This is a genomic window from Nesterenkonia sp. DZ6 (assembly GCF_022565835.1).
Taxonomy (GTDB): Bacteria; Actinomycetota; Actinomycetes; order Actinomycetales; family Micrococcaceae; genus Nesterenkonia.
This window is the reverse complement of sequence record NZ_JAJOYW010000001.1, coordinates 1,215,483-1,237,253: the sequence shown is the minus strand read 5'-3', so window position 1 is coordinate 1,237,253 and position 21,771 is coordinate 1,215,483. Positions and strand designations below refer to the sequence as shown.

The 21,771-nt window shown below is 67.1% G+C and carries 19 protein-coding genes and 1 tRNA gene; 15 read left to right on the top strand and 5 right to left on the bottom strand.

Translation table 11 applies throughout. The annotated features are described in order from the left end of the window. Positions 1-3 precede the first annotated feature (3 nt). Positions 4-831: an ammonia-dependent NAD(+) synthetase gene (gene nadE / locus LTH93_RS05535; RefSeq protein WP_241463584.1), complete on the bottom strand. Its 828-nt coding sequence runs from the start codon at positions 829-831 to the stop codon at positions 4-6. A 348-nt stretch (positions 832-1,179) separates the two neighbouring features. Here nadE and LTH93_RS05530 point away from each other — a divergent pair, with 348 nt between their 5' ends. The 4 genes from LTH93_RS05530 to LTH93_RS05515 all read left to right on the top strand — a co-directional run bounded on the left by LTH93_RS05530 (position 1,180) and on the right by LTH93_RS05515 (position 4,979). Next, positions 1,180-1,971 (top strand): potassium channel family protein, encoded by a 792-nt coding sequence (locus tag LTH93_RS05530; RefSeq protein WP_241463585.1) that lies wholly within the window; start codon positions 1,180-1,182, stop codon positions 1,969-1,971. Between the two features lie 13 nt (positions 1,972-1,984). Then, a complete protein-coding gene (pyrE, locus tag LTH93_RS05525) occupies positions 1,985-2,578 on the top strand; it encodes an orotate phosphoribosyltransferase (RefSeq protein WP_241463586.1) in 594 nt (197 codons plus the stop codon). A 43-nt stretch (positions 2,579-2,621) separates the two neighbouring features. After that, positions 2,622-3,881 (top strand): MFS transporter, encoded by a 1,260-nt coding sequence (locus LTH93_RS05520; RefSeq protein ID WP_241470323.1) that lies wholly within the window; start codon positions 2,622-2,624, stop codon positions 3,879-3,881. A gap of 168 nt (positions 3,882-4,049) precedes the next feature. Further along, complete coding sequence (locus LTH93_RS05515) at positions 4,050-4,979, top strand: endonuclease domain-containing protein (RefSeq protein WP_241463588.1); 930 nt, start codon at positions 4,050-4,052, stop codon at positions 4,977-4,979. Between the two features lie 43 nt (positions 4,980-5,022). On the opposite strand, the gene LTH93_RS05510 is transcribed toward LTH93_RS05515, so the two are convergent. Beyond that, on the bottom strand, positions 5,023-5,562 hold the full coding sequence (locus LTH93_RS05510) for a GNAT family N-acetyltransferase (RefSeq protein WP_241470322.1): 540 nt from the start codon (positions 5,560-5,562) through the stop codon (positions 5,023-5,025). Between the two features lie 85 nt (positions 5,563-5,647). On the opposite strand from LTH93_RS05510, the gene LTH93_RS05505 reads away from it, so the two are divergent. Both LTH93_RS05505 and LTH93_RS05500 read left to right on the top strand, forming a co-directional pair. Beyond that, positions 5,648-6,319, top strand: coding sequence for an O-methyltransferase (locus LTH93_RS05505; protein WP_241470321.1), 672 nt, complete (start codon positions 5,648-5,650; stop codon positions 6,317-6,319). 106 nt (positions 6,320-6,425) lie between these two features. Beyond that, entirely contained in the window at positions 6,426-7,055 is a 630-nt protein-coding gene (locus tag LTH93_RS05500) for a TrmH family RNA methyltransferase (RefSeq protein ID WP_241470320.1), read from the top strand. 36 nt (positions 7,056-7,091) lie between these two features. On the opposite strand, the gene LTH93_RS05495 is transcribed toward LTH93_RS05500, so the two are convergent. The 3 genes from LTH93_RS05495 to LTH93_RS05485 form a co-directional block, all read right to left on the bottom strand. Then, on the bottom strand, positions 7,092-7,973 hold the full coding sequence (locus LTH93_RS05495) for a hypothetical protein (RefSeq protein WP_241470319.1): 882 nt from the start codon (positions 7,971-7,973) through the stop codon (positions 7,092-7,094). A gap of 148 nt (positions 7,974-8,121) precedes the next feature. Further along, on the bottom strand, positions 8,122-9,657 hold the full coding sequence (locus LTH93_RS05490) for a PTS ascorbate transporter subunit IIC (protein WP_241470318.1): 1,536 nt from the start codon (positions 9,655-9,657) through the stop codon (positions 8,122-8,124). 9 nt (positions 9,658-9,666) lie between these two features. Further along, positions 9,667-10,455, bottom strand: coding sequence for a PTS sugar transporter subunit IIA (locus tag LTH93_RS05485; RefSeq protein ID WP_241470317.1), 789 nt, complete (start codon positions 10,453-10,455; stop codon positions 9,667-9,669). A 217-nt stretch (positions 10,456-10,672) separates the two neighbouring features. Here LTH93_RS05485 and LTH93_RS05480 point away from each other — a divergent pair. The 9 genes from LTH93_RS05480 (at position 10,673) to LTH93_RS05440 (ending at position 21,766) form a co-directional block, all read left to right on the top strand. After that, positions 10,673-10,745: transfer RNA gene (locus LTH93_RS05480), tRNA-Ala, on the top strand. Between the two features lie 44 nt (positions 10,746-10,789). Further along, positions 10,790-12,292 carry a DUF1538 family protein gene (locus tag LTH93_RS05475; protein ID WP_241470316.1) on the top strand — a complete coding sequence of 501 codons (1,503 nt, stop codon included), beginning with the start codon at positions 10,790-10,792 and terminating at the stop codon, positions 12,290-12,292. Continuing rightward, the gene (locus LTH93_RS05470) at positions 12,292-12,609 is read left to right on the top strand and encodes a P-II family nitrogen regulator (RefSeq protein WP_241463596.1); all 318 of its coding nucleotides are present in this window, start codon (positions 12,292-12,294) and stop codon (positions 12,607-12,609) included. Before LTH93_RS05475 ends, LTH93_RS05470 begins: the two co-directional genes overlap by 1 nt. Before the next feature lie 119 nt (positions 12,610-12,728). Then, on the top strand, positions 12,729-16,175 hold the full coding sequence (locus LTH93_RS05465) for a pyruvate carboxylase (protein ID WP_241470315.1): 3,447 nt from the start codon (positions 12,729-12,731) through the stop codon (positions 16,173-16,175). A 348-nt stretch (positions 16,176-16,523) separates the two neighbouring features. Continuing rightward, positions 16,524-18,779, top strand: a complete 2,256-nt coding sequence (locus LTH93_RS05460) for an MMPL family transporter (RefSeq protein WP_241470314.1) — start codon at positions 16,524-16,526, stop codon at positions 18,777-18,779. Positions 18,780-18,839: 60 nt separating this feature from the next. Continuing rightward, entirely contained in the window at positions 18,840-19,862 is a 1,023-nt protein-coding gene (fbaA, locus tag LTH93_RS05455; RefSeq protein ID WP_241463599.1) for a class II fructose-bisphosphate aldolase, read from the top strand. Positions 19,863-20,081: 219 nt separating this feature from the next. Further along, complete coding sequence (locus tag LTH93_RS05450) at positions 20,082-20,501, top strand: hypothetical protein (protein ID WP_241470313.1); 420 nt, start codon at positions 20,082-20,084, stop codon at positions 20,499-20,501. A 155-nt stretch (positions 20,502-20,656) separates the two neighbouring features. Then, entirely contained in the window at positions 20,657-21,079 is a 423-nt protein-coding gene (locus tag LTH93_RS05445) for a DUF3151 domain-containing protein (RefSeq protein WP_241463601.1), read from the top strand. Between the two features lie 36 nt (positions 21,080-21,115). After that, a complete protein-coding gene (locus LTH93_RS05440; protein ID WP_241470312.1) occupies positions 21,116-21,766 on the top strand; it encodes a thymidine kinase in 651 nt (216 codons plus the stop codon). Positions 21,767-21,771 lie beyond the last annotated feature (5 nt).

Here is a 21,771-nt window from a genome sequence, read left to right as displayed (position 1 = left end):
TGCTCAGCCGTGGCGCCACCAGTCATCCTGGATGGACACCGGGACGGTGCGCTTGTGCCGGGTGCGCAGGTAGTGCTCTTCGAGGACCGCGGCCTCGCTGTCCGGGATCGCACGACCCTCGAGGTAGTCATCGATGTGGTCGTAGCTGATCCCGAGCTCGGTCTCATCGAGCTGACCGGGCTTGTCATCGAGCAGATCCGCGGTAGGCGCCTTGGACCAGAGCATCTCGGAGGCGCCGAGGTGCTTCAGCAGCTGCCGGACCTGGCGCTTGTTCAAGGTGAAGAGCGGCAGCACATCTGCGCCGCCGTCGCCGTACTTCGTGAAGAAGCCGGTGATGGATTCGGACCCGTGATCGGTGCCGGCGACCAGCAGGTTGTTCTCGCCGCCGATGGCGTACTGCACGGTCATCCGCAGCCGGGCCTTCACATTGCCGCGGTGATAATCCTGCATGGGGCGGCCCAGGGCCTCGTCGAAAGCGGCGTTCACTCCGGTCACGGCCTTCTCGATGTTGAAGGTGTGTGTCTGGTCTGGGGCGATGAAGTCCAGGGCGGCATCGGCGTCGTCGGCGTCGTGCTGAACACCGTGGGGCAGCCGCACCGCGTGGAACTCGGCCTCGTGGCCTTCCTCGCGCAGCTTCACCACCGCGAGCTGGCAGAGCTTGCCCGCCAGCGAGGAATCCACTCCGCCGGAGATGCCCAGCACGAAGCCCTTGGCCTTCGCGGTCTTGGCGTATTCCACCAGGAAGTCCACGCGCCGGCTGACCTCCTCTGCGGGATCGATCTCGGGCTTGACGCCCATCTCTTCCACAATGTCTGTCTGTAGCTCACGCATGATCCGAGTCTACTCAGGAGCAGGTTTCGGTCAGGTCACTGGAGCCTGTGTGTCCGCTGCACCGGGGCGCAGGCGCAGCAGGAGACCGACGCCGAGGCGGAGGCCGGCGGGGCGGCGAGTCGTGCGCAACCCTCCGGCGCTGAACCCTCCGGCCCGGCACCCTCCGGCCCGGGACCCTCCGGCCCGGGACCCTCCGGCCCGGAACCCTCCGGCCCGGGACCCTCCGGCCTGGCGGCTTCGAGAAGACCGTAGAAGGACCTTCCCGGGTGCGCGAGGCATGGCTGTCGAGATGGGCGGCTCGGTACGCTGAGGCGACACCACCCCGCAGGGCGAAGGGGGAACACTCTGATGGCACCAGAAGAGGCATCCGAACCCGTGGTCCTGGGAAGACGGGAGCGGTCCAAGGCTGACTTCGGGGCCCGTTATCAACGCTGGGACAAGGCCACGGAGCTGCCGATGGCGATCGTGGCGCTGGCCTTCCTCGTCGTGTATGCCTATCTGGTGCTCGCGAACACCAGGCCCACCGATGTCTCCTGGCCGCCGATCTTCCTCATCGGAGTCTGGGTCGTCTTCGCTCTGCACTACGTGATCAGCCTGGTGCTGGTGCGGAATCGAGGACGCTGGTTCGTCACCCACCTGCATGAACTCGCGATGGCGGCGCTCCCCTTCCTCCGTCCGCTTCAGCTGCTCCGTCTGGTCAAGGTGGTCGCGGTGATGCATCGGACGATGGGCTCTGCGCTGCGCGGAAAGGTGTCGGTCTACGTCGCCGGCGTCTCGGGGATGTTGGTGCTGGTGGCCGCGCTGGGAGTCCTCGATGCGGAGCAGAACGCCGAGGGCGCCAACATCACCAGCTTCTCAGATGCGCTCTGGTGGGCCTTCGTCACCATCAGCTCGGTCGGCTACGGCGACTACTATCCAGTCACCGGTCTGGGGAGGCTCATCGCGATAGGCCTCATGATCGCCGGCATCGCGCTCATCGGTTCGATCACCGCCACGATCGCCTCGTGGTTCGTGGAGCGGATCACCGAGGCCCAGCGCCAGGTCACCACCGGCCAGGAGAGCGGACCGGGCGGCCCGGCCGGACCGGGCGGCGGGGCTCGACCGAATCCCAAGGAGGCCGAGCCGCAGCCGGGCCCATAGCTAGGATGGTCACATGACTGAGACCGCCGCCGGAACCCCGCAGCCCGCCGACCATGCCGCCGATCGCCAGCGCCTCCAAGAACTCATCAGCGAGCTCGCCGTGGTGCGCGGCAAGGTCACTCTGTCTTCAGGCAAGGAAGCCGATTATTACATCGACCTGCGTCGGATCACCCTCCAGCATGAGGCCGCCCCGCTGGTCGGGCGGGTCATCCGGATGCTTCTCGCCGAAGCTGGCATCGACTACGTCGCCGCGGGCGGGCTGACCATGGGCGCGGACCCGGTGGGCACCGCCGTGATGCACGCTGCCGCGCAGGACGGTACCGCCACGGACGCCTTCGTGGTGCGCAAGGCGCAGAAGTCCCACGGCATGGGCCGCCAGGTCGAGGGCCCCAGCGTGGACGGAAAGAAGGTCGTCGTCCTGGAAGACACCTCCACCACCGGAGGCTCCGCGCTGACCGCCGTCGAGGCCGTGCGTGGCGCCGGCGGGATCGTGCAGGCGGTGGCGGTGATCGTCGATCGCGACACCGGCGCCAAGGAGCACATCGAAGCCACGGCCGGCGTGCCCTACCTGTTCGCGTACTCCAAGAACGACCTCGGACTGGACTGAGCCGGGCTGACCCCGGCCCGGCGCAGTCCGCGACACTGATCAGGTGCACCCCTCCAAACGGGCGGTCCTCCTCGGGCTGTGCCTCACCCAGATCACCTCCTGGGGGGGGCTCTTCTACGCGTTCCCGGTGCTGCAGCCGCGCATCGCTGCTGACACCGGCTGGTCCGCCACGGCGCTGACCGCGGCCTTCTCTGCAGCGCTGGTGATCTCTGGACTGCTCGGGATTCCACTTGGACGGGTGCTGGACCGACGCGGTCCCAGGCTGATCATGACCATGGGTGCGGCGCTCGCAGTCCCGGGGCTGCTGGCAGTGGCCGCCGCGCCGTCGTACTGGGTGTTCCTGCTGGGCTGGCTTCTCCTCGGCGTCGCGATGTCCGGGACGCTCTACCCGCCCGCCTTCGCAGCGCTGACCCGGTGGTACGGACGGCGGCGGATCTTCGCGCTGACCATGGTCACCCTCGCCGGCGGCCTGGCGAGCACGGTGTTCGCGCCGGTCACGGAGGCGCTGGCCACCCAGCTGAGCTGGCGAGAGACCTACGTGGTGCTGGCGGTGGTGCTCGGTGTGCTGGTGGTCCCGGTGCACGCGGTGGTGCTGAGCCGGCCCTGGCCGAAGGAGCAGACAGGTGAGTCCGCCGACGTCGTCCCGGGTGCCGCCGACGCTGCCGCCGCCCCCGTCAGCGCCACCGCTGCGGAGCTCCCGCCCCAGCCATCTCCGCGGGACTACGCCGCCACGATCATGCGCAGCCGCCCCTACATCCTGCTGGTGACCGGTATGGCACTGGGTGCGGTGGCGATGTATGCCGGGCTGATCAACCTGGTGCCGATGCTGGTGGAGCGCGGGGTCTCCCCGATGGTGGCCGCCTGGGTGCTCGGCCTCGGTGGGGTGGGGCAGGTCATCGGCCGCATCTTCTATGCCCGGCTGGATCGCGGGACCAGCGTGCGGCAGCGCAGCGTGCTCATCTACGCGCTGCTCGCCCTCACCACGGCGGCTCTGGCCTGGAACATCACCGCCGCGGTGCTGTTGATCATGATCTCGATGGCGGCCGGCGTCGCGCGCGGGATCGTCACGCTGCTTCAGGCCACCGCGGTCACCGACCGGTGGGGGATCAGGGATTACGGCCGCCTCTCAGGGGTGCTCAACGGGCCGATGATGCTCGCCGTGGCGGTCGCGCCCTTCGTGGGCGCGATCCTGGCCGACTGGCTGGGCAGCTACGAGGCGATGTTCGGCGTCCTGGCGGGACTGGCGGTGCTCGGCCTGGGTGCGATCGCGGCCAGCATCCCCGCGCAGGCGTCCCGCGGCTGAATCACGGATCGCCCTCTTCGACCCGTGTCCCCTCCCGCCCGCCATCTACTGTGCAATATGAGGGGAAATGGGGGCCGAAACGGAGGCAGAATTCCCTCAAATCGCCCAGTAGATGTGACGGTGTGGAAAACCAGAGGGTTGTTCGGGGACTTTGGGCACACTGACCCCATGTACCCGCTGCCGCAGGAGCTCACCGGAGGGGCGTTCACCGCGGCCGAGGCCCTGCGCAAGGGTGTGCCGCGAGAGCGACTGCGGCGCAAAGACGTGGTGGCGCTCGGGGCAGGCGTCTACGCAGTGCAGACGCTCGCAGATGCACGCACCCCACTGGAAACGCTCCAGCTCAAAGCGGCCGCACTCCTTCGCGAGCGCCCAGACGCGTGGATCTCCCACTCGAGCGCCGCACAGATCCATCGGCTATGGCTTCCCGGCGGGCCCTTGACGGATCAGCGCCTGCACCTCTCTCATCCACTGGAACCAGGCCTTTGGACTCGCCGACGGGGTGTCTGCGGACACCGGGTATCGCTGCGGCCCCAGGACATCACCACGCGTGAGGGCCTCCGGCTCAGCACCCCAGCGAGGACCTGGCTCGACGTCGCCAGGGTCTGCAGCGTGCGGGAGCTGATCATCATGGGAGACCTGCTCGTGCGCCACCCGTACCCGCGGTTCGACGCCCGAACCACCCCGCACACCACCATCGATGAACTGCGAGACCTCCTCCAGGCAACCCCTGGAGCAGCGGGACGACGACGCTGCCTCACGGCCCTGACCTGGATTCGGGTGGGCTCTGATTCCGTGCAGGAGACGCTGCTTCGACTCGCGCTGATCCGGGCGGGACTACCTGAACCTGAGCTGCAGGTACCCGCGCAGCCGGGATTTCGCTGGTCTCCCCGCGCGGATCTGGGCTACCCGGCCCTGAAGGTCGCGATCCAATACGAGGGTGACACCCATTTCACACCGCAGCAGCAGCGCGCGGATCAGCGACGCGACAACGTCTTTCTCACGGAGGGCTGGCGGGTGCTGCGGTTCAATGCAGAAGACTCCCGGGAAGGGTTCCAGCGGGCCGTGACGCAGGTTCGCGCGGCGCTCGCGGGAGGCTGAGCCGATGCGCGCCGGGTCTGCACCCGCAGCAGCAGCCCCCGACCTAGCTCCCCAGTGAGCGCTGCATCAGCACGGTGCTCAGCGTCTGCCCGCGCTTGACCCCGACATCGGCCAACCGCCCCACCTGGGTGAACCCGAGTTTCAGGTGCAGCGCGTAGGAGGCGCGGGTGGAGACGTCGTCGGTGAGCACCGCGATCACCTGCCGGTGCCCGGCGGCCTCGCACCGGGCCAGCAGCTCGGTGAGCAGCGCCCGCCCGACCCCACGGCCCTCCGCCCCGGGACGCAGATAGATCGTGTCCTCCACGGTGTACCCATAGGCGGATTTCCGCCGCCAGTGCCCGGCGTAGGCGAACCCGAGAACGACCCCGGCCTGCTCCGCAAGGAGGAACGGATGATTCGCCGCGCGCTTCTCCTCCAGGCTCTCAGCCCAAGCCGCCAGGCTCAGCGGCTCCTCGCTGAAGGTGGTGACCGTGTGGTGGGCGTAGTGGGTCTGGATCTCCACCACCGCGGGCAGATCGGGCAGCTCTGCATCGCGGATCCGCACCGGGGAGGCGGGGGATGCGAGGGAGTCGGCATCAGGCATAGCAGGAGCATAATCCCCGCTCCCGCCCCTCCTCAGGACACACGCCTCCTGGTGCCCAAGACCATTCCCGGCCTAGGGTGCTGGCATGGTCACAGCACACGATGATTTCGCAGCCGTCGACGCCTACCTGATCGATCACCTGGTGCACGAGGACCAGGCGCTCGCGGACACCCGGCTCAGCTCTGCGGAGACCGCCACCCCGGGGATCGATGTCACCGCGAACATGGGCGCCTTCCTCGCGCTGCTGGTGCAGATGACCGGCGCCACCCGCGTCCTGGAGTTCGGCACCCTCGCCGGGTATTCCAGCATCTGGATGGCCCGAGCCATGGACGACGACGGCGCCGTGGTCACCTTGGACATCGACCCGGCGGCAGCGCAGGTGGCCCGGCGGAACTTCCATGCCGCCGGCGTCGCAGAGCGCATCCAGCTGCGCATCGGCCCCGCATTGGAATCCGCGCACGCGCTGATCGATGAGGGAACCCACCCCTTCGACCTGGTGTTCATCGACGCCGACAAGGCGAACACCCCGCACTACCTTGAAGCTTCGCTGACGCTGTCGCACCCGGGCACGGTGATCGTCATCGACAACGTGGTGCGCTCCGGTGCGGTGCTCGAGCAGGACAGCGCCGACCCGGACATCCAAGGCATCCGCACCTTGATGGAGCTGATCCAGGCCGATGAGCGGCTCAGCGCCACCGCTCTGCAGACCGTGGGGCTCAAGGGTTGGGACGGGTTCCTCCTGGCGCGCGTGAACTGATCCTGCACGCCCCGCCACGCACACTCTGCTCGGCACGTTGAGCCCCGGACCCCCGCCCGCAGACCACCGAATCCTGACACCCCACCGGTGGGATAGCCTCGAATCCATGGATCAATCTGGGCAGCCCACCGAACGTGAGATCGGCCTGGGCCCGTGGGAGGGACCCTGGCCCTCAGGTGAGCACTACGACCCAGAGCTGCTGCGCGCGGGCGACCGCCGCAATGTGGTCGACGAGTACCGCTACTGGTCCCATGAGGCGATAGTCGCGGACCTTGATTCCCGCCGGCACGACTTTCACGTGGCCATCGAGAACTGGCAGCACGATTTCAACATCGGCACCGTGGTGCGCACCGCCAACGCGTTCATGGCCAAAGAGGTCCACATCATCGGGCGCCGCCGCTGGAACCGCCGCGGCGCGATGGTCACCGACCGCTACCAGCACGTCCGCCACCACGCATCGGTGGAGGACTTCGTGGCCTGGGCCGAGTCGGAGGGACTGCCGGTGCTCGGCGTCGACCTGTTCCCGGACTCGATGCCGATTGAGACCTATGAGCTGCCCAAGCGGTGCGTGCTGGTCTTCGGCCAGGAGGGTCCGGGGCTCAGCGACGAGGTGCGGGAGGCCGCGCTGGACACGCTGTCCATCGCGCAGTTCGGCTCCACCCGGTCGATCAATGCCGGCACCGCGGCCGGGATCGCGATGCACGCCTGGATCCGGCAGCACCGCTTCGACAGCTGACCGGCTCCGCAACGACATCACTTTCACCGCTGGAACCTACGACGTCTCACCGCGGCCGGCCTTGGTGGTGGCGGGGTCTGCGGCCCAGCGGCTGAGGAACTCAGCACCCGCTTCGTCATGGATCGCGCCGGTGGAAGAGGTGAGCACCTCATATGCGGTCTCGGGGATCCCGTCCTCGGGACGCACGTCCACGTGGGAGACGGGCAGGCCGCGCTCGTGCAGCCAGGTGGCCATGGCGTAGTCGGTGCGGGAGTCACCCATGGTGAACCAGGTCTCCGCGGTGATGCCGCGGGCCTTGAGCAGATTCAGGCAGCGCTCGGCGCCGAGGTCCTTGCCCACGCGTTCGTGCTCCACGTCGGTGGAGATGATGGTGGGGTCGATCCGCACATGTTCCAGCTGGTGCTTGCTCAGCAGGCCGGGGATCGCGGCGTCGAACTCCTTCTGCGCTTCGAGGTAGTCCTTGTTCTCGACCTCGGTGGACTGCTCCACAGAGATCATGGCGCGCTTGGTCTCATCGAAGAACATGTGCGCGCTGAAGCGTTCGGTGACCAGGGTCCGAACATCGTCGGAGAGGCCGGTGGTGAGCTTGAGCTCCTCGTCGATGTGGATCTCGCCGAGACCCTCAGGGGTGACCTCGGCCCACACCGCACCCTTCTCGCTGATGGTGAAGACCGGGGCGTCGGGGAGCAGGCCGGCGGCGCGCATCGGTGGGATCACCTGTCGGGCGATGAAGTCGTCGGATCGTCCGGTGTTGAAGATGACCGGGATGCCCTGGTTGGCCATCGCCGTGAGATCCCGGGCGATGGACTCGATGGCGACGGTGCGGCTGACCGGAGAGGCGATGGGCCCGTCCACGTCGAGCAGCAGACCGAAGGGCGGGGTGGGATTGAAGGCCGCAGCCTCAGCAGTGGAAGTCACGTGTCCATTATCCCGCAGTCGGTGACCCCGCGGGTCGGCGTGGCGGGGAGGTTCGGTTCTGACGCTGAGTGGTGGGCGCAGCAGCATTCGTTCTGCCGAGCGCTCTTGGAGCGACTCCTGGCCCTGCAGAGGACGGCACGCAGCAGAGCTACCCTCGCGGAGGCGGTGCGGGCGCGCCCTCGGGTGGGGCAATCTTTGGATACTGACCGTGGGCGTCTGCTGCGGGAGTGTCGATCGAGGCCCGTTCTCCCTGGTCGGGCCGATTGGGCGATGGGTCCCAGTTCCGGTCTACGACGCGACGCTGCACCAGGATCGCAGCACCAAGAATCACCAGGCCCAGGGCCGAGACGACCACGATGCCGGCGACAGAGCCGATGCCTGCTCCGTAGCCGACTAGAATCCCGAACCAGCCGAAGTCAGTATCTCCAAACGTCGTGTTGGCACTTCCAAAGTCTCCAAGGACCAGGAGCAGAAGTGCGGGCAAGAACGTGATGAGGAGCCCATTGACAAAGCCTCCTGCGATTGCTCCGCGCCGACCACCAGTCGCGTTGCCGTATACACCGGCTGCGCCGCCGGTGAAGAAGTGCGGCACCAACCCCGGCAGGATCAGGGCCAGTCCGAGTGCCGGGTTGAGCCAGAGGGTCAGCGCCGCGAGTCCCACCAATCCACCGGTGAAGCTCGAGAGGAAACCGATAAGCACTGCGTTCTGCGCGAACGGGAACACGATTGGAGCATCGAGGGCCGGCTTGGCGCCCGGCACGATCTTGGCTGCGATGCCCTGGAACGCGGGGACGATCTCTCCGAGGATGGTGCGGACACCGAAAAGTATCACTGCTACCGCAATGCCGAACTGCAGCCCCTGCGTCACCGAGAGCATGATGAAGTTGCCAAGATTCTCGGCTCCACCGTCGAATGCCTCGTAAGCCGCTTCACCTTCGCGGGCGAAGAAGATCAGTGCCACGACGACGTACATGATCACCATAGACAGAGCAGTCGCGACCATGGAGTCTCGGAGGAACCGCAGGCCTTCAGGCAGTTTCAGGTCTTCAGTGGATCGACTGGACTTGCCGCCGACCAGGCGACCCACGGTTCCTGCCGCGATGTAGCCAGCGGTGCCGAAGTGCCCCATGGCGATGCTGTCATCGCCGGTGATCTTGCGGGTGAAGGGCTGTGAGAAGGCCGGAAGAGAGACCATCAGGATGCCCAGCAGAGCCCCGCCGAGTCCTACGGTGAGTGGCCCGGAGTACCCGGCAGTGGCCAGCACGATAGTCAGCAGCGTCGCCATGAAGAGGATGTGGTGGCCAGTGAGGAAGACGTAGCTCAGCGGGGTGAAGCGCGCCAGCACCAGACTGATGGCGAATCCCAGGATCATCAGCCACGCCACCTGGGCGCCATAGGTCTCTTGGGCGATGCCGACGATCGCTTCGTTTGTGGGGATGACGCCCTGGGCGCCGGTGGCCCCCTGGATCATGATCCCCAGCGGGTCCAGAGATGCGACGACGAGCCCGGCTCCCGCACCGATGAGCAGAAATCCGAGTATCGCCTTCATCGCGCCACCGATGATCTGTCCGGTGGGTTTCTTGAGCGCGATCAGTCCCACGGCGACGATGATGCCGATCAGGAACGCCGGGACGGAGAGGATCTCGTTGACGAGGAATTCGGCTATTGCGACGAGCCAGTCCATGTGAGTTCCTCAGACGTTGTAGATTTCGCGCAAAGCGCCGTCGAGCTCGTCTTTGCTGGTGAAATTCTCGATGACCTTCACCGGGATGCCGACGTCGCCGAGGGACTTGGCGATCTCTCCGGAGGTGAGAATCGCCTTCGCCTCTGAAGCCCGTCCGCGAGCCGAGATGGTGTCGGTGGCTTCAACGTTGAGATACCGACCCCAGCCCCACGTGTCCAGAACACCTTCAAGAGTGTTCTTCAAGAACAACGAGGTCCCGAGGCCGTTGCCGCAGACGGTGAGAATCAGGTGCTGTTCGTTCCCGCCCGACGACCGGGTCGCCGGGCCTGCAGACTTAGGGGGCTCGTCTTCTCCTCGAAGGATGGCGGAGATGGCTGCGGGGGACGGGGCGGCGTCCAACGCGGCCCGGGTGTCCTCATCGCCCAGGACGCCACTGAGCTCGGCCAGGGCATGCGTGTGGTGCTTGGAATCTACGGCAGCAAGTGCCACGACCAAGGAGACCGGGTCGTTGTCCCCACTTCCGAAGTCGACCGGCTCCTTCAGCCGCACCCAGGACATGCCGGTGCGCTGGACAGCCTCGGAGGGGCGGGCATGCGCGAACGCGAAGCCGGGTGCGATCACGATATAGGGACCGTTGTCGACGACGTTGTCGATCATCGCCTGGGTGTATTGAGCAGACGCGACGCCTGCCTGTTCCAAGAGGCCACCTGCTAGGCGCACGGCGGATTTCCAGTCGGCTGCTTCCGCATCCAGCAGAATCGAGTCCTGGTGGATGAGTCCAGGGAGAGATGAGGACATTGTTGATCCGTTCTGCTCAGACCTGCTCGTGTCGCTGCTGGCGCAAGTGCTACGGAGGGTCAGAGACGTTACCACGGGCTGGGGTGGAGACCCTAGGGCGTGGGATCGGCGGCGGCAGCCTCAGCAGCCGGAGTCTCATGTCCATTATCCTGTAAGGGCCGACGCCGCGGGTCCAGATGGCCGGAGAAGTCTGGTCTGCAGCGCGGCGGCAGGGCGCGGGGCTATAGCTCAGCTGGTAGAGCGCGTCGTTCGCATCGACGAGGTCAGGGGTTCGACTCCCCTTAGCTCCACTCTTCGACGTCGAGGTGCAGCAGCTGCACGGGAGGGATCTGATGTGAAGCTGCTGGGTTCGCTGCGACGACGGTTCATCCACGCGCTCAGGGCACTTCTGCCCATCCTTCTGGTCGTCGTCCTCTTCCAGGCCGCGGTCTTCCGACAGGTCCCGGAGGGGGCCGGCTCCATCCTCATCGGGCTGTTGATCGTCGCCGCGGGGATCGCGCTCTTCCTCGAGGGACTGGAGCGCAGCGTCTTTCCGGTCGGGAAGTCGATCACCAACAAGCTGGTGAAGACGGCGTCGTTGTGGAAGCTTCTTCCCTTCTGCTTCTTCATCGGGTTCGCAGCGGTCATTGCCGAGCCGGCGCTGATCTCGGTCGCAGATCAGGCGGAGCTGGTCAGCGAGGGCCGGATCAACAGCATGACGCTGCGATTCGTGATCGCGCTGAGCGTGGGGCTTGTGATGGTGATCGGCGCGCTGCGCGTGTTCCTGGGCTGGGCCCTGCACAGAGTCCTGCTCATCGGCTACACCGTCGTCATCGGGCTGACCCTGATCTCACCGGAGGAGGTCGCCAGCCTGGCCTACGACTCCGGTGGGGTCACCACGAACATCGTCACGGTCCCGCTCATCGCGGCGATCGGCATCGGGATGGCTGCCTCTATCACCGGCAGGAGTCGCCTCGGAGACGGATTCGGTCTCGTGGCCCTGTGCGTGATGGTTCCGATGATCAGCGTCCAGCTCTACGGGATCGTGGTCTATCAGTTCGGAGATGCCGCGGCCGTCGTCTCGACTGACTCAGCGGATGAAGCGGCATGGTGGCTGGATCTGCTGGTGGGCCTGATGACCGTTGTTCGCGACGTGCTTCCGGTGATCGCCGTGGTGCTGTTCTTCCAGTTCGTGGTGCTGCGCAGGAGACTCGGAAATCCCATCGGGGTCACTGTCGGCTTCGCGATGGTCGTCCTCGGCCTCTACGGGTTCATCGTGGGGCTGCAGATCGGACTCCTGCCGATGGGCAGTCGGATGGCGGAGCAGCTCATCGAGACGGACCAGGTCCTGCTCATCGTCGCCTTCGGCGTGCTGATCGGGTTCGCCACGACCATGGCAGAGCCTGCGCTGATGGCCATCAGCGAGGAGGCACAGGAGATCTCCGAGAAGCGTCTGAGCGCGAACACGCTCAGGGTCCTGGTGGCCTGCGGCGTCGCGGTGGGCATCGGAGTAGGCGTGCTGCGGATCTTGACCGGGGGGTCATTCGTGGCGATCATCATCGGGCTGTACCTGCTCGCGCTGCTCCTGCTGCTGCTGGCGCCGAAGGACCTGGTTCCGCTCTCCTTCGACCTCGGTGGAGTCACCACCAGCGAGATCACCGTCCCGCTGATCACCGCTCTGGGAATCGGCCTGGCTACGGCGACGCCCGGCAGGGACATGCTCATGGACGGTTTCGGGCTCATCGCGTTCGCCTCGGTCGGTCCGGTCATCGCGGTCCTCGCCTATGCTTGCGTCGTGAGATTCGCCGCCACGGCGCAAGCTCGAAGATCCTCATCGACCGCCCCCAAGGAGACCTGATGCCGCACCGAGTCGTCTTCGTCGTGATCCCGGACGATCAGGAGGAGAGAGCCATCTCGTTGGTCGAGGACGCCGGAGCCACCGGCGTGACAGCACTGTCGGCCCGAGGCGTGGGCGCTCATCCGCACAAGACGTTCTTCGGGGTCCGCTTCACGGGCGCGCAGTCGGTGCTCATGATGGTCGTGCAGGAGGAAAAGGTGCAGCCCATCACGGACTCCCTGCATCAGGTCCTCTTCAAGCGCGGGGAGTCTCACGGCATCTGCTTCTCGGTCCCGGTGGATCAGATCTCGGTGCCGGGCCTCTCACACCACGAGTGAACACGAGGAGACCCGCGCGACTGAGGGAGACCCTCCTCCTCGAACCCCCAGCCCGGTAGGATCGCTCCAACGCCGCCACAATGAGGTGGCGGCGCCACGAAGTGAGGGAGACCGCAGTTATGTTCTCGAAGATCCTGGTCGCCAACCGCGGGGAGATCGCCATCCGCGCGTTCCGCGCCGGCGTCGAACTCGGCGCGCGCACCGTCGCCGTGTATCCGCATGAGGACCGCAACTCCTTCCACCGGCAGAAGGCCGACGAGGCCTACCGGATCGGCGAAGAGGGCCACGCCGTCCGCGCCTACCTGAACATCGAAGAGATCATCCGCGTCGCCAAGGACGCCGGCGTGGATGCCATCTACCCCGGCTACGGCTTCCTCTCCGAGAACCCTGACCTGGCCCGAGCCTGTGACGAGGCGGGCATCACCTTCATCGGTCCGCCTGCCGACGTCCTGGAATCCACCGGAGACAAGGTCAAGGCCCTGCGTGCCGCGAAGAAGGCCGGAGTCCCGGTGCTGCAGAGCTCCGAGCCCTCCAAGGACACCGAAGAGCTCATCAAGGCCGCCGAGGAGATCGGCTTCCCGATCTTCGTCAAGGCCGTCGCCGGCGGCGGCGGACGCGGCATGCGCCGGGTGGACAAGCGTGAAGACCTCGCCGAATCGCTGCGCTCGGCCATGCACGAGGCCGAGACCGCCTTCGGCAACCCCACCGTCTTCCTCGAACAGGCTGTCCTGCGTCCCCGCCACATCGAGGTCCAGATCCTGGCCGACGGCGAAGGCAACGTGGTCCACCTCTTCGAGCGCGACTGCTCGCTGCAGCGCCGCTACCAGAAGGTCGTGGAGATCGCCCCGGCCCCGCACCTGGACGAGGACATCCGCCAGGCGCTGCACCGCGACGCCGTCGCGTTCGCCAAGGCCATGAACTACCGCAACGCCGGCACGGTGGAGTTCCTCGTGGACACCGTCGGTGAGCGCGCCGGGCAGCACGTGTTCATCGAGATGAACCCGCGCATCCAGGTGGAGCACACCGTCACCGAAGAGATCACCGACATCGACCTGGTCTCCGCTCAGATGCGCATCGCCGCAGGGGAGACCCTCGAAGACCTCGACATCCGGCAGGAGGACCTGCGCGTGCGCGGCTCCGCCATGCAGTGCCGGATCACCACCGAGGACCCGGCCAACGAGTTCCGCCCGGACATCGGCACGGTCACCGTCTACCGCTCCGCCGGCGGCTCCGGCATCCGGCTCGACGGCGGCACCGTCTACGCCGGCGCCGAGATCAGCCCGCACTTCGACTCGATGCTGGTCAAGCTCACCGCCCGCGGCCGCAACCACCAGACCGCCATCGCCCGCGCCCGTCGCGCGCTCTCGGAATTCCGGATCCGCGGGGTCGCCACCAACATTCCGTTCCTGCTCAACGTGCTGGATTCGCCGGAGTTCCTCGCAGGGGACGTGGCCACCGACTTCATCGACGCCCACCCCGAGCTGGCCAAGATCAACCGCTCCCAGGACCGCGGCTCCAAGGCGCTGCAGTACCTGGCCGACATCACGGTGAACCAGCCCTACGGCCCCCGGGTCGAAGGCATCGACCCGCGCGACAAGCTCCCGCACTTCCCCGGCGACAAGCGCGACGAGCCGGACCGCAGTCCCTTCGACGGCCCCTCGGACCACCCCAAGCCCGACGGTTGGCGCCAGGTCCTCATCAGCGAGGGCCCCGAGGGCTTCGCCCGGAAGCTCCGCGAACAGACCGCGCTGGCGGTCACCGACACGACCTTCCGTGACGCGCACCAGTCGTTGCTGGCCACCCGGGTGCGCACCCGAGACCTGCTCGCCGCCGCGCCGGCGGTGGCCCATGTGACCCCGGGGCTGCTCTCGGTGGAGGCCTGGGGCGGTGCGACCTACGACGTCGCGCTGCGCTTCCTCTCCGAGGACCCGTGGGACCGGCTGCGTCTACTGCGTGCGGAGCTGCCGAACATTCCGATCCAGATGCTGCTGCGCGGGCGCAACACTGTGGGCTACACCCCCTACCCGCTGGAGGTCACCGATGCCTTCGTGGCCGAGGCCGCCGCGACCGGGGTGGACATCTTCCGGATCTTCGACGCGCTCAATGACGTGAACCAGATCGTCCCGGCCATCGAGGCGGTGCGCAAGACCGGCACCGCCGTGGCCGAGGCCGCCATCTGCTACACCGGCAACCTCACCGACCCGGATGAGGACCTCTACACCCTGGAGTACTACCTCGGCCTGGCGCAGCAGATGGTCGACGCCGGCGCGCACATCCTCGCAATCAAGGACATGGCCGGGCTCCTGCGTCCTTCCGCGGCGAAGACTCTGGTCACCGCTCTGCGTGAACGCTTCGAGGTGCCGGTGCACCTGCACACCCACGACACCGCCGGTGGACAGCTGGCCACGCTGCTGGCCGCCGCCGAGGCCGGGGTCGACGCCGTCGACGTCGCGGTGGCCTCGATGGCGGCGACCACCTCGCAGCCTCCGGCCTCGGCGCTGGTGGCGGCCCTGGAGCACACCGAGCGCGACACCGGGCTGGGCCTGGAAGCCGTGGCCTCCATGGAGCCCTACTGGGAGGCCGTGCGCTCGATCTACACGCCCTTCGAATCAGGGCTGACCAGCCCCACCGGCCGGGTCTACCGGCACGAGATCCCGGGTGGTCAGCTCTCGAACCTGCGCCAGCAGGCCATCGCGCTGGGCCTGGGGGAGCGGTTCGAGAACATCGAGGACATGTACCACGCAGCCGACACCATGCTGGGCCGGCTGGTGAAGGTCACCCCGTCATCGAAGGTGGTCGGGGACCTGGCGCTGCAGCTGGTCGGCATGGACGTCGACCCCAAGGAGTTCGAGGCGAACCCGCAGAGCTTCGACCTGCCGGATTCGGTGATCCAGTTCCTCGCCGGACAGCTCGGAGACCCGCCAGGCGGGTGGCCCGAGCCGTTCCGGTCCAAGGCGCTGGAAGGTCGCACGGTCAAGCCGCTGGATCAGGATCTCACCGAGGAGGACTCCGCAGCGTTGCGCTCCGAGGACGCCGCCGTGCGGCGTCGCACGCTGAACCGGCTGCTCTTCCCCGGCCCGACCAAGGACTTCGAGGCCGCCCGGGACAAGTACGGCGACGTCCAGGTGCTGCACACCCGGGACTTCCTCTACGGAATGCGCACCGGCTACGAACACGTCATCTCGCTGGGCAGAGGTGTGCGGCTGCTGGTCACGCTGCAGACCGTCTCAGACCCTGACCCCAAGGGTGTGCGGACCGTGATGTGCACGCTCAACGGGCAGGCCCGCCAGGTCGGCGCCCGGGATGACTCCGTGGAAGCCACCGTGGCGGTCGCCGAGAAGGCCGACGCCTCCAAGTCGGGCCATGTCGCCGCACCCTTCGCCGGAGCGGTCACGCTCACGGTCGAGGAGGGTGACACCGTGGAGGCCGGACAGAACGTGGCCACCATCGAGGCGATGAAGATGGAGGCCGGGATCACCACCCAGGTGGCGGGCACCGTGACCCGAGCGGTGATCAGCGGGGTGCAGCAGGTCGACGGCGGAGATCTGCTCGTCGTCGTCGAATAGTCAGCACGCGAGCACCTCACCCGCTGCTCGACGCCGCCGACCGCGCAGCGTCACCTGAGCCACCTCCGGGCCTACAGGTGACGCTGCGCGTGCCGCGTCTCCGCGTCCCGCGCGAAGCGAGCCGAGATGTGGGGGAGTCGACAGTCGCATCTCGCACGTCCACCCAAGCCTGGGAATCTGCTACAAATTAGAAATACTCGAGCGCAGTACAGTGTCTTCGTCAGATGTCTTCGACGCAGGGATCAACACCTGCCGGTGAAGGCCGAGGTTATGCCCGAACGGTGCAGCGTTTCGTGCCATGTGGCGCGGCGCAGCGTCTAGGTACGGCGGGAACGATAGCGAGAAGACGTGAAGAACAAGACTCAGCAGGGGCGCAGCCGCACCCAGCCCGGCTGGATCCGGATCCTGATCCCCGCGATTCTGGTGCTGGTCTGGCTCGGGGTGACCGCCGTGGGCGGTCAGACCTTCGGGAAGGTCAGCGAGGTCACCACCAATGATCAGACCACCTTCCTTCCCGCCGACGCGGAGTCCACCGAGGCGCTCGAACTCAGCCAGGGCTTCTCCGACGATGACTCCGTCCCGGCGACCCTCATCGGTGAACCCGCCGGCGGTGAGGTCGATGAGCAGGCGCTCGTCTCCCTGGAGGCTCTGGTGGGTGAGATCAACGAGCTCGGCGGCGTCGACCGCTCCCTGCCCCCGCAGGTCTCCCAAGATGGGGAGGCCTTCCAGGTGCTGGTCCTCATGGAAGAGGCCGCGGTCGAGGACGGTGCTGTCGAAGAGCTGCGCAACCTCGTCGATTCCGAGCTCACGGAAGATGAGTGGACCACCCACGTCACCGGACCGGCGGCGCTCTCCGATGACTTCGCCAACGCCTTCGCCGGGATCGACGGGCTGCTCCTGCTGGTCGCCGTGATCACGGTCTTCGTCATCCTGGTGGTGGTCTACCGCTCGGTGCTGCTGCCCTTCCTGGTGCTGCTCTCCTCCATCGCCGCGCTCTCCAGCGCCATCACCGTGATCTTCCAGATGGCCAAGTGGGAGTGGATCACGCTCAACGGCCAGGCCCAGGGCATCCTCTCGATCCTGGTCATCGGCGCCGCCACCGACTACTCGCTGCTGCTGGTCGCCCGCTACCGCGAAGAGCTGCTCGCCCGAGAGAACCGCTTCGATGCGCTCTGGGAAGCCTGGCGCCGCTCCACCCCTGCGATCCTCGCCTCCGGCGGCACCGTGGCCGCCGCGCTGCTCTGCCTGCTCTTCTCCGATCTGAACTCCAACCGGGCACTGGGCCCCGTGGCCAGCACCGGCATCGTCTTCGCGATGCTCGCCACGCTGACCTTCCTGCCCGCGATGCTCGCGCTCTTCGGCCGCCCGGTCTTCTGGCCCAAGGTCCCGCATGCGCCCAAGCCCGCCGTGGAGGAGGCCCTGGCCGCGAACCCAGACCTGGAGACGCGCCGCACGAAGCACACCTCGCGGCGTCGGACCCTCTGGGCCGTGGTCGCGGAGAAGGTCCGCGCCCGTCCCCGGTTCATCTGGCTCGTGGTCACCGGCCTGCTGCTCATCGCCTCGGTGGGCGTGCTGGATCTGCGCGCCGAGGGCGTCCCGCAGTCGGAACAGGTGCTGGGCCAGACCGACGCCAAAGATGGCCAGGCGATGCTCGAGGAGCATTTCGATGCCGGCACCGGCGCCCCCGCGAACGTCTTCGTGCCTGCGGATGAGCTTGCCGCGGCACTCGAGATCGTCGATGCCCGCGACGGCGTAGGCGAGGTCTACGCGGTGGCCGAGAACGGCGCACCGGCCCAGGGACCTGAGGATGCCAATGAGGTCGACGGCTACAACCAGCTCTCGGTCACGCTGACCGACTCCGGGGACTCCCTGGAGGCTGAGCGCACCATCGGGGAGCTCCGCGAGGAGCTCAACGCGCTCGACGGCGAAGCGCTGGTCGGCGGCACCACCGCCACCCAGCTGGACACCAACGAGACTGCCCAGCGTGACCTGATCACGATCATCCCGATCGTGCTGCTGGTCATCCTGGCCTTCCTGATCGTGCTGCTGCGCTCGGTGACTGCCCCGCTGATCCTGCTGGTCACCACGGTGCTCTCCTACACCGCAGCACTGGGCATCTCCGCGCTGGTGTTCAACTACATCTTCGGATTCCCAGGAGCCGACCCGACGGTGCCGCTGTTCGGCTTCGTCTTCCTCACCGCCCTGGGGGTGGACTACAACATCTTCCTGGCCACCCGAGCCCGGGAGGAGACCATCCGCCGCGGGCCGAAGGAGGGGCTGCTCTACTCACTGGTCATCACCGGCGGAGTCATCACCAGCGCCGGCATCGTGCTGGCCGCGACCTTCGCCGCTCTGGGCGTGCTGCCGCTGATGTTCATGGTGCAGCTGGCCTTCCTGGTCGCCCTGGGCGTGCTGATCGACACCTTCATCGTGCGTACCCTGCAGGTCCCGGCGATCGGCGTGGACCTCGGTCACCGGTTCTGGTGGCCCTCGAAGATCGGCAGAGGCGACCGCTGGAGCAACGACCCTGTGACCACGTCGGGACCTGAAGATTCTGCAGATCGAGCGAAAGATTCCTCGGCTCTGGCGGCTCAACCCCGATAGGATGACGGCAGCGCACCAATGACGTTGCCGTCTCTGACTTATGCAATAAGGAGCTCACACGTGGCTATCGCAACCCCGGACAAGTACAACCAGATGATCGATTCCGCGAAGGCTGGCGGCTACGCCTACCCCGCGGTGAACGTCACCAGCTCGCAGACCCTGAACGCCGCCATCCGCGGCTTCGCCGAGGCCGAGTCTGACGGCATCATCCAGGTCTCCACCGGCGGTGCCGCGTACTGGTCCGGCGCCAGCGTCAAGGACATGGTGGTCGGCTCCCTGGGCTTCGCCGCCTTCGCCAAGCAGGTCGCCAAGAGCTGCGGCGTCAACATCGCGCTGCACACCGACCACTGCCCCAAGGACAAGCTCGACGGGTTCGTGCTGCCGCTGCTCGAAGCCTCCGAGGCCGAGGTCAAGGCCGGACGCGACCCGATCTTCAACTCCCACATGTGGGACGGCTCCGCAGAGACGCTCGAGGAGAACCTGCGCATCGCCGCCGAGCTGCTTCCCCGCAGCGCGGCCGCCAAGCAGATCCTCGAGGTAGAGATCGGGACCGTCGGCGGCGAAGAGGACGGTGTGGAGAACGCGATCAATGAGAAGCTCTACACCACCATCGAAGACGCCACCGCGACCATCGAGGCGCTCGGCCTGGGCGAGCACGGCCGCTACATGACCGCGCTGACCTTCGGCAACGTCCACGGCGTGTACAAGCCCGGCGGCGTGAAGCTGCGCCCGGAGATCCTCAAGGCGATCCAGGAGGAGGCCGCCGTGAAGTACGGCAAGGCGGCACCCTTCGACCTGGTCTTCCACGGCGGTTCCGGCTCCTCCGAGCAGGAGATCTCCGACGCGGTCTCCTACGGCGTGATCAAGATGAACATCGACACCGACACCCAGTACGCCTTCACCCGCCCGGTGGCCGGTCACATGCTCGCCAACTACGACGGCGTGCTGAAGATCGACGGCGAGGTCGGGAACAAGAAGACCTACGACCCGCGCGTCTGGGGCGCCAAGGCCGAAGAGTCCATGGCCGCCCGCATCGTGGAGGCCTCCCAGCGCCTCGGCTCCGCCGGCAAGTCCATCAAGTAATACTTCTCGCTCAGCGTCCCGCGCCGAGCAACGACGACGACGGTGGCCGTCCCTTCTCGGCGAAGCGGCGGCCGCCGTCGTCGTTCCCAGCCGACCGGGCCGCTGACTGATCCCGAGCGTGGGAATGGCCGCGCCCTCGGTAGGGTTGAGCCTTGGGAAATCGTCTTCAACGGCCGCCGTCTCAGGCGGCCGGACGTCCCCAACAGGTCGGAGAACCTCATGAACATGTCCACGATCGCGCTGCGCACCGTCCCCGGTGCCTTCATCCTCAACGCCGGGATCGGCAAGCTCGGCCTTGATGCCGATTCCGCCGCCGGCATGCAGGGCATGGCCGCCACCGGCGTGCCCGCAGTCAAGCAGCTCTCGCCGGAGCAGTTCGGCAAGGCTCTGGCATGGGGAGAGATCGCCCTCGGCGGCGCGCTGCTGGCACCCTTCGTGAGCAACCGGGTCGCAGGTCTCGCACTCGGCACCTTCACCGCAGGCATGCTCAGCATGTATTTCCGCAATGACGGCATGACCCAGTCCGACGGCGTCCGCCCGACCCAGGACGGCACTCCGCTGGCAAAGGACGCCTGGCTCGCTGCGATCGCCATCGCCCTCGTCGACTCCGGCAAGAAGTCCAGCCGCAAGAAGAAGTGATCCGCGCAGCCACATCAGGCGGCGGCCCGCTGGAGTCCACGCGGGCCGTCGCCGGGCTCCGGCCGAGATCTTCACGTCGAGAGGGCCGCACAGCCCGTGCGGGAGCGGCTTTGGATGCGAATCCCGGTGAGGAATCTTGGCAGTAGGATGTGGCCATGAGCATCGTTGGTCAAAATTTGATGGAGCCGGAGCCCACGCTGCTTCCGGCTGAACCCGAAGTCTCCGAATCGCTGGCCACCGGCGAGGAGCCCGTGGATCTCGCGGCGAAACACCCGGAGTCCTCCCTGGTCTGGGCGCTGCTCGCAGAGGACGCGCTGGACCAGGGATACACCGTGGAGGGCTACGCGTACGCCCGGGTCGGCTACCACCGCGGCCTCGACGTGCTGCGCCGCTCCGGCTGGCGCGGTGCCGGCCCTGTGCCGTGGAGCCACGAGCCCAACCGCGGCTTCCTGCGTTCCCTGGGCGCGCTGGGCCAGGCTGCGGCCGCCATCGGCGAGACCGCCGAGGTTGAACGCATCACCAAGCTGCTGCGCGACTGCGACGCTTCCGCACCCGAGGCGATCAGCCGCCTGCGCTGAGCCCTGAGCTGTCAAAGCCGAAGGGTTCTTCTGAGAATGGCTAAGCTCTACTTCCGCTATGGCGCGATGAACTCGGGCAAGTCGACCGGGCTGCTGCAGGCCGCGTTCAACTATGAGGAGCGCGGTCAGCGGGTTCTGCTGGCGAAGCCCCAGGTAGACACCAAGGGCGAGGACGAGATCGTCTCCCGTCTCGGCGTGACCCGCAACGTGGACTTCCTGATCCCGCCGCAGGCTCCGCTGCGCGACCTGGTGGCACAGCATGCGGCGGGGACCACGCCGGGAACGTTGCTCGATGACATGGAAGCGGAGTCAGGGGCGCTGAACCGGCAGATCAAACCCGTGGCCTGTCTGCTCGTGGATGAGGCCCAGTTCCTCACCCCGGCGCAGGTGGAGGACCTGCTGCGCATCGCCGTGCTCGATGACGTTCCGGTGCTCGCCTACGGCATCCGCACGGATTTCCGGACGATGGCGTTCCCCGGGTCGGCGCGGCTGATGGACCTCGCCCATGCACTCGAGGAGCTCAAGACCATCTGCCGCTGCGGGCGCAAGGCGGTGTTCAACACCCGACGCGCCGGTGACGCGATCATCTTCGACGGTGATCAGGTCGCGATCGACGGCACCGACATCTGGTACGAATCCCTCTGCGCCGCCTGCTATCTCGAGGCTTCGGGCGGTCGACTGGGCTGACTGTG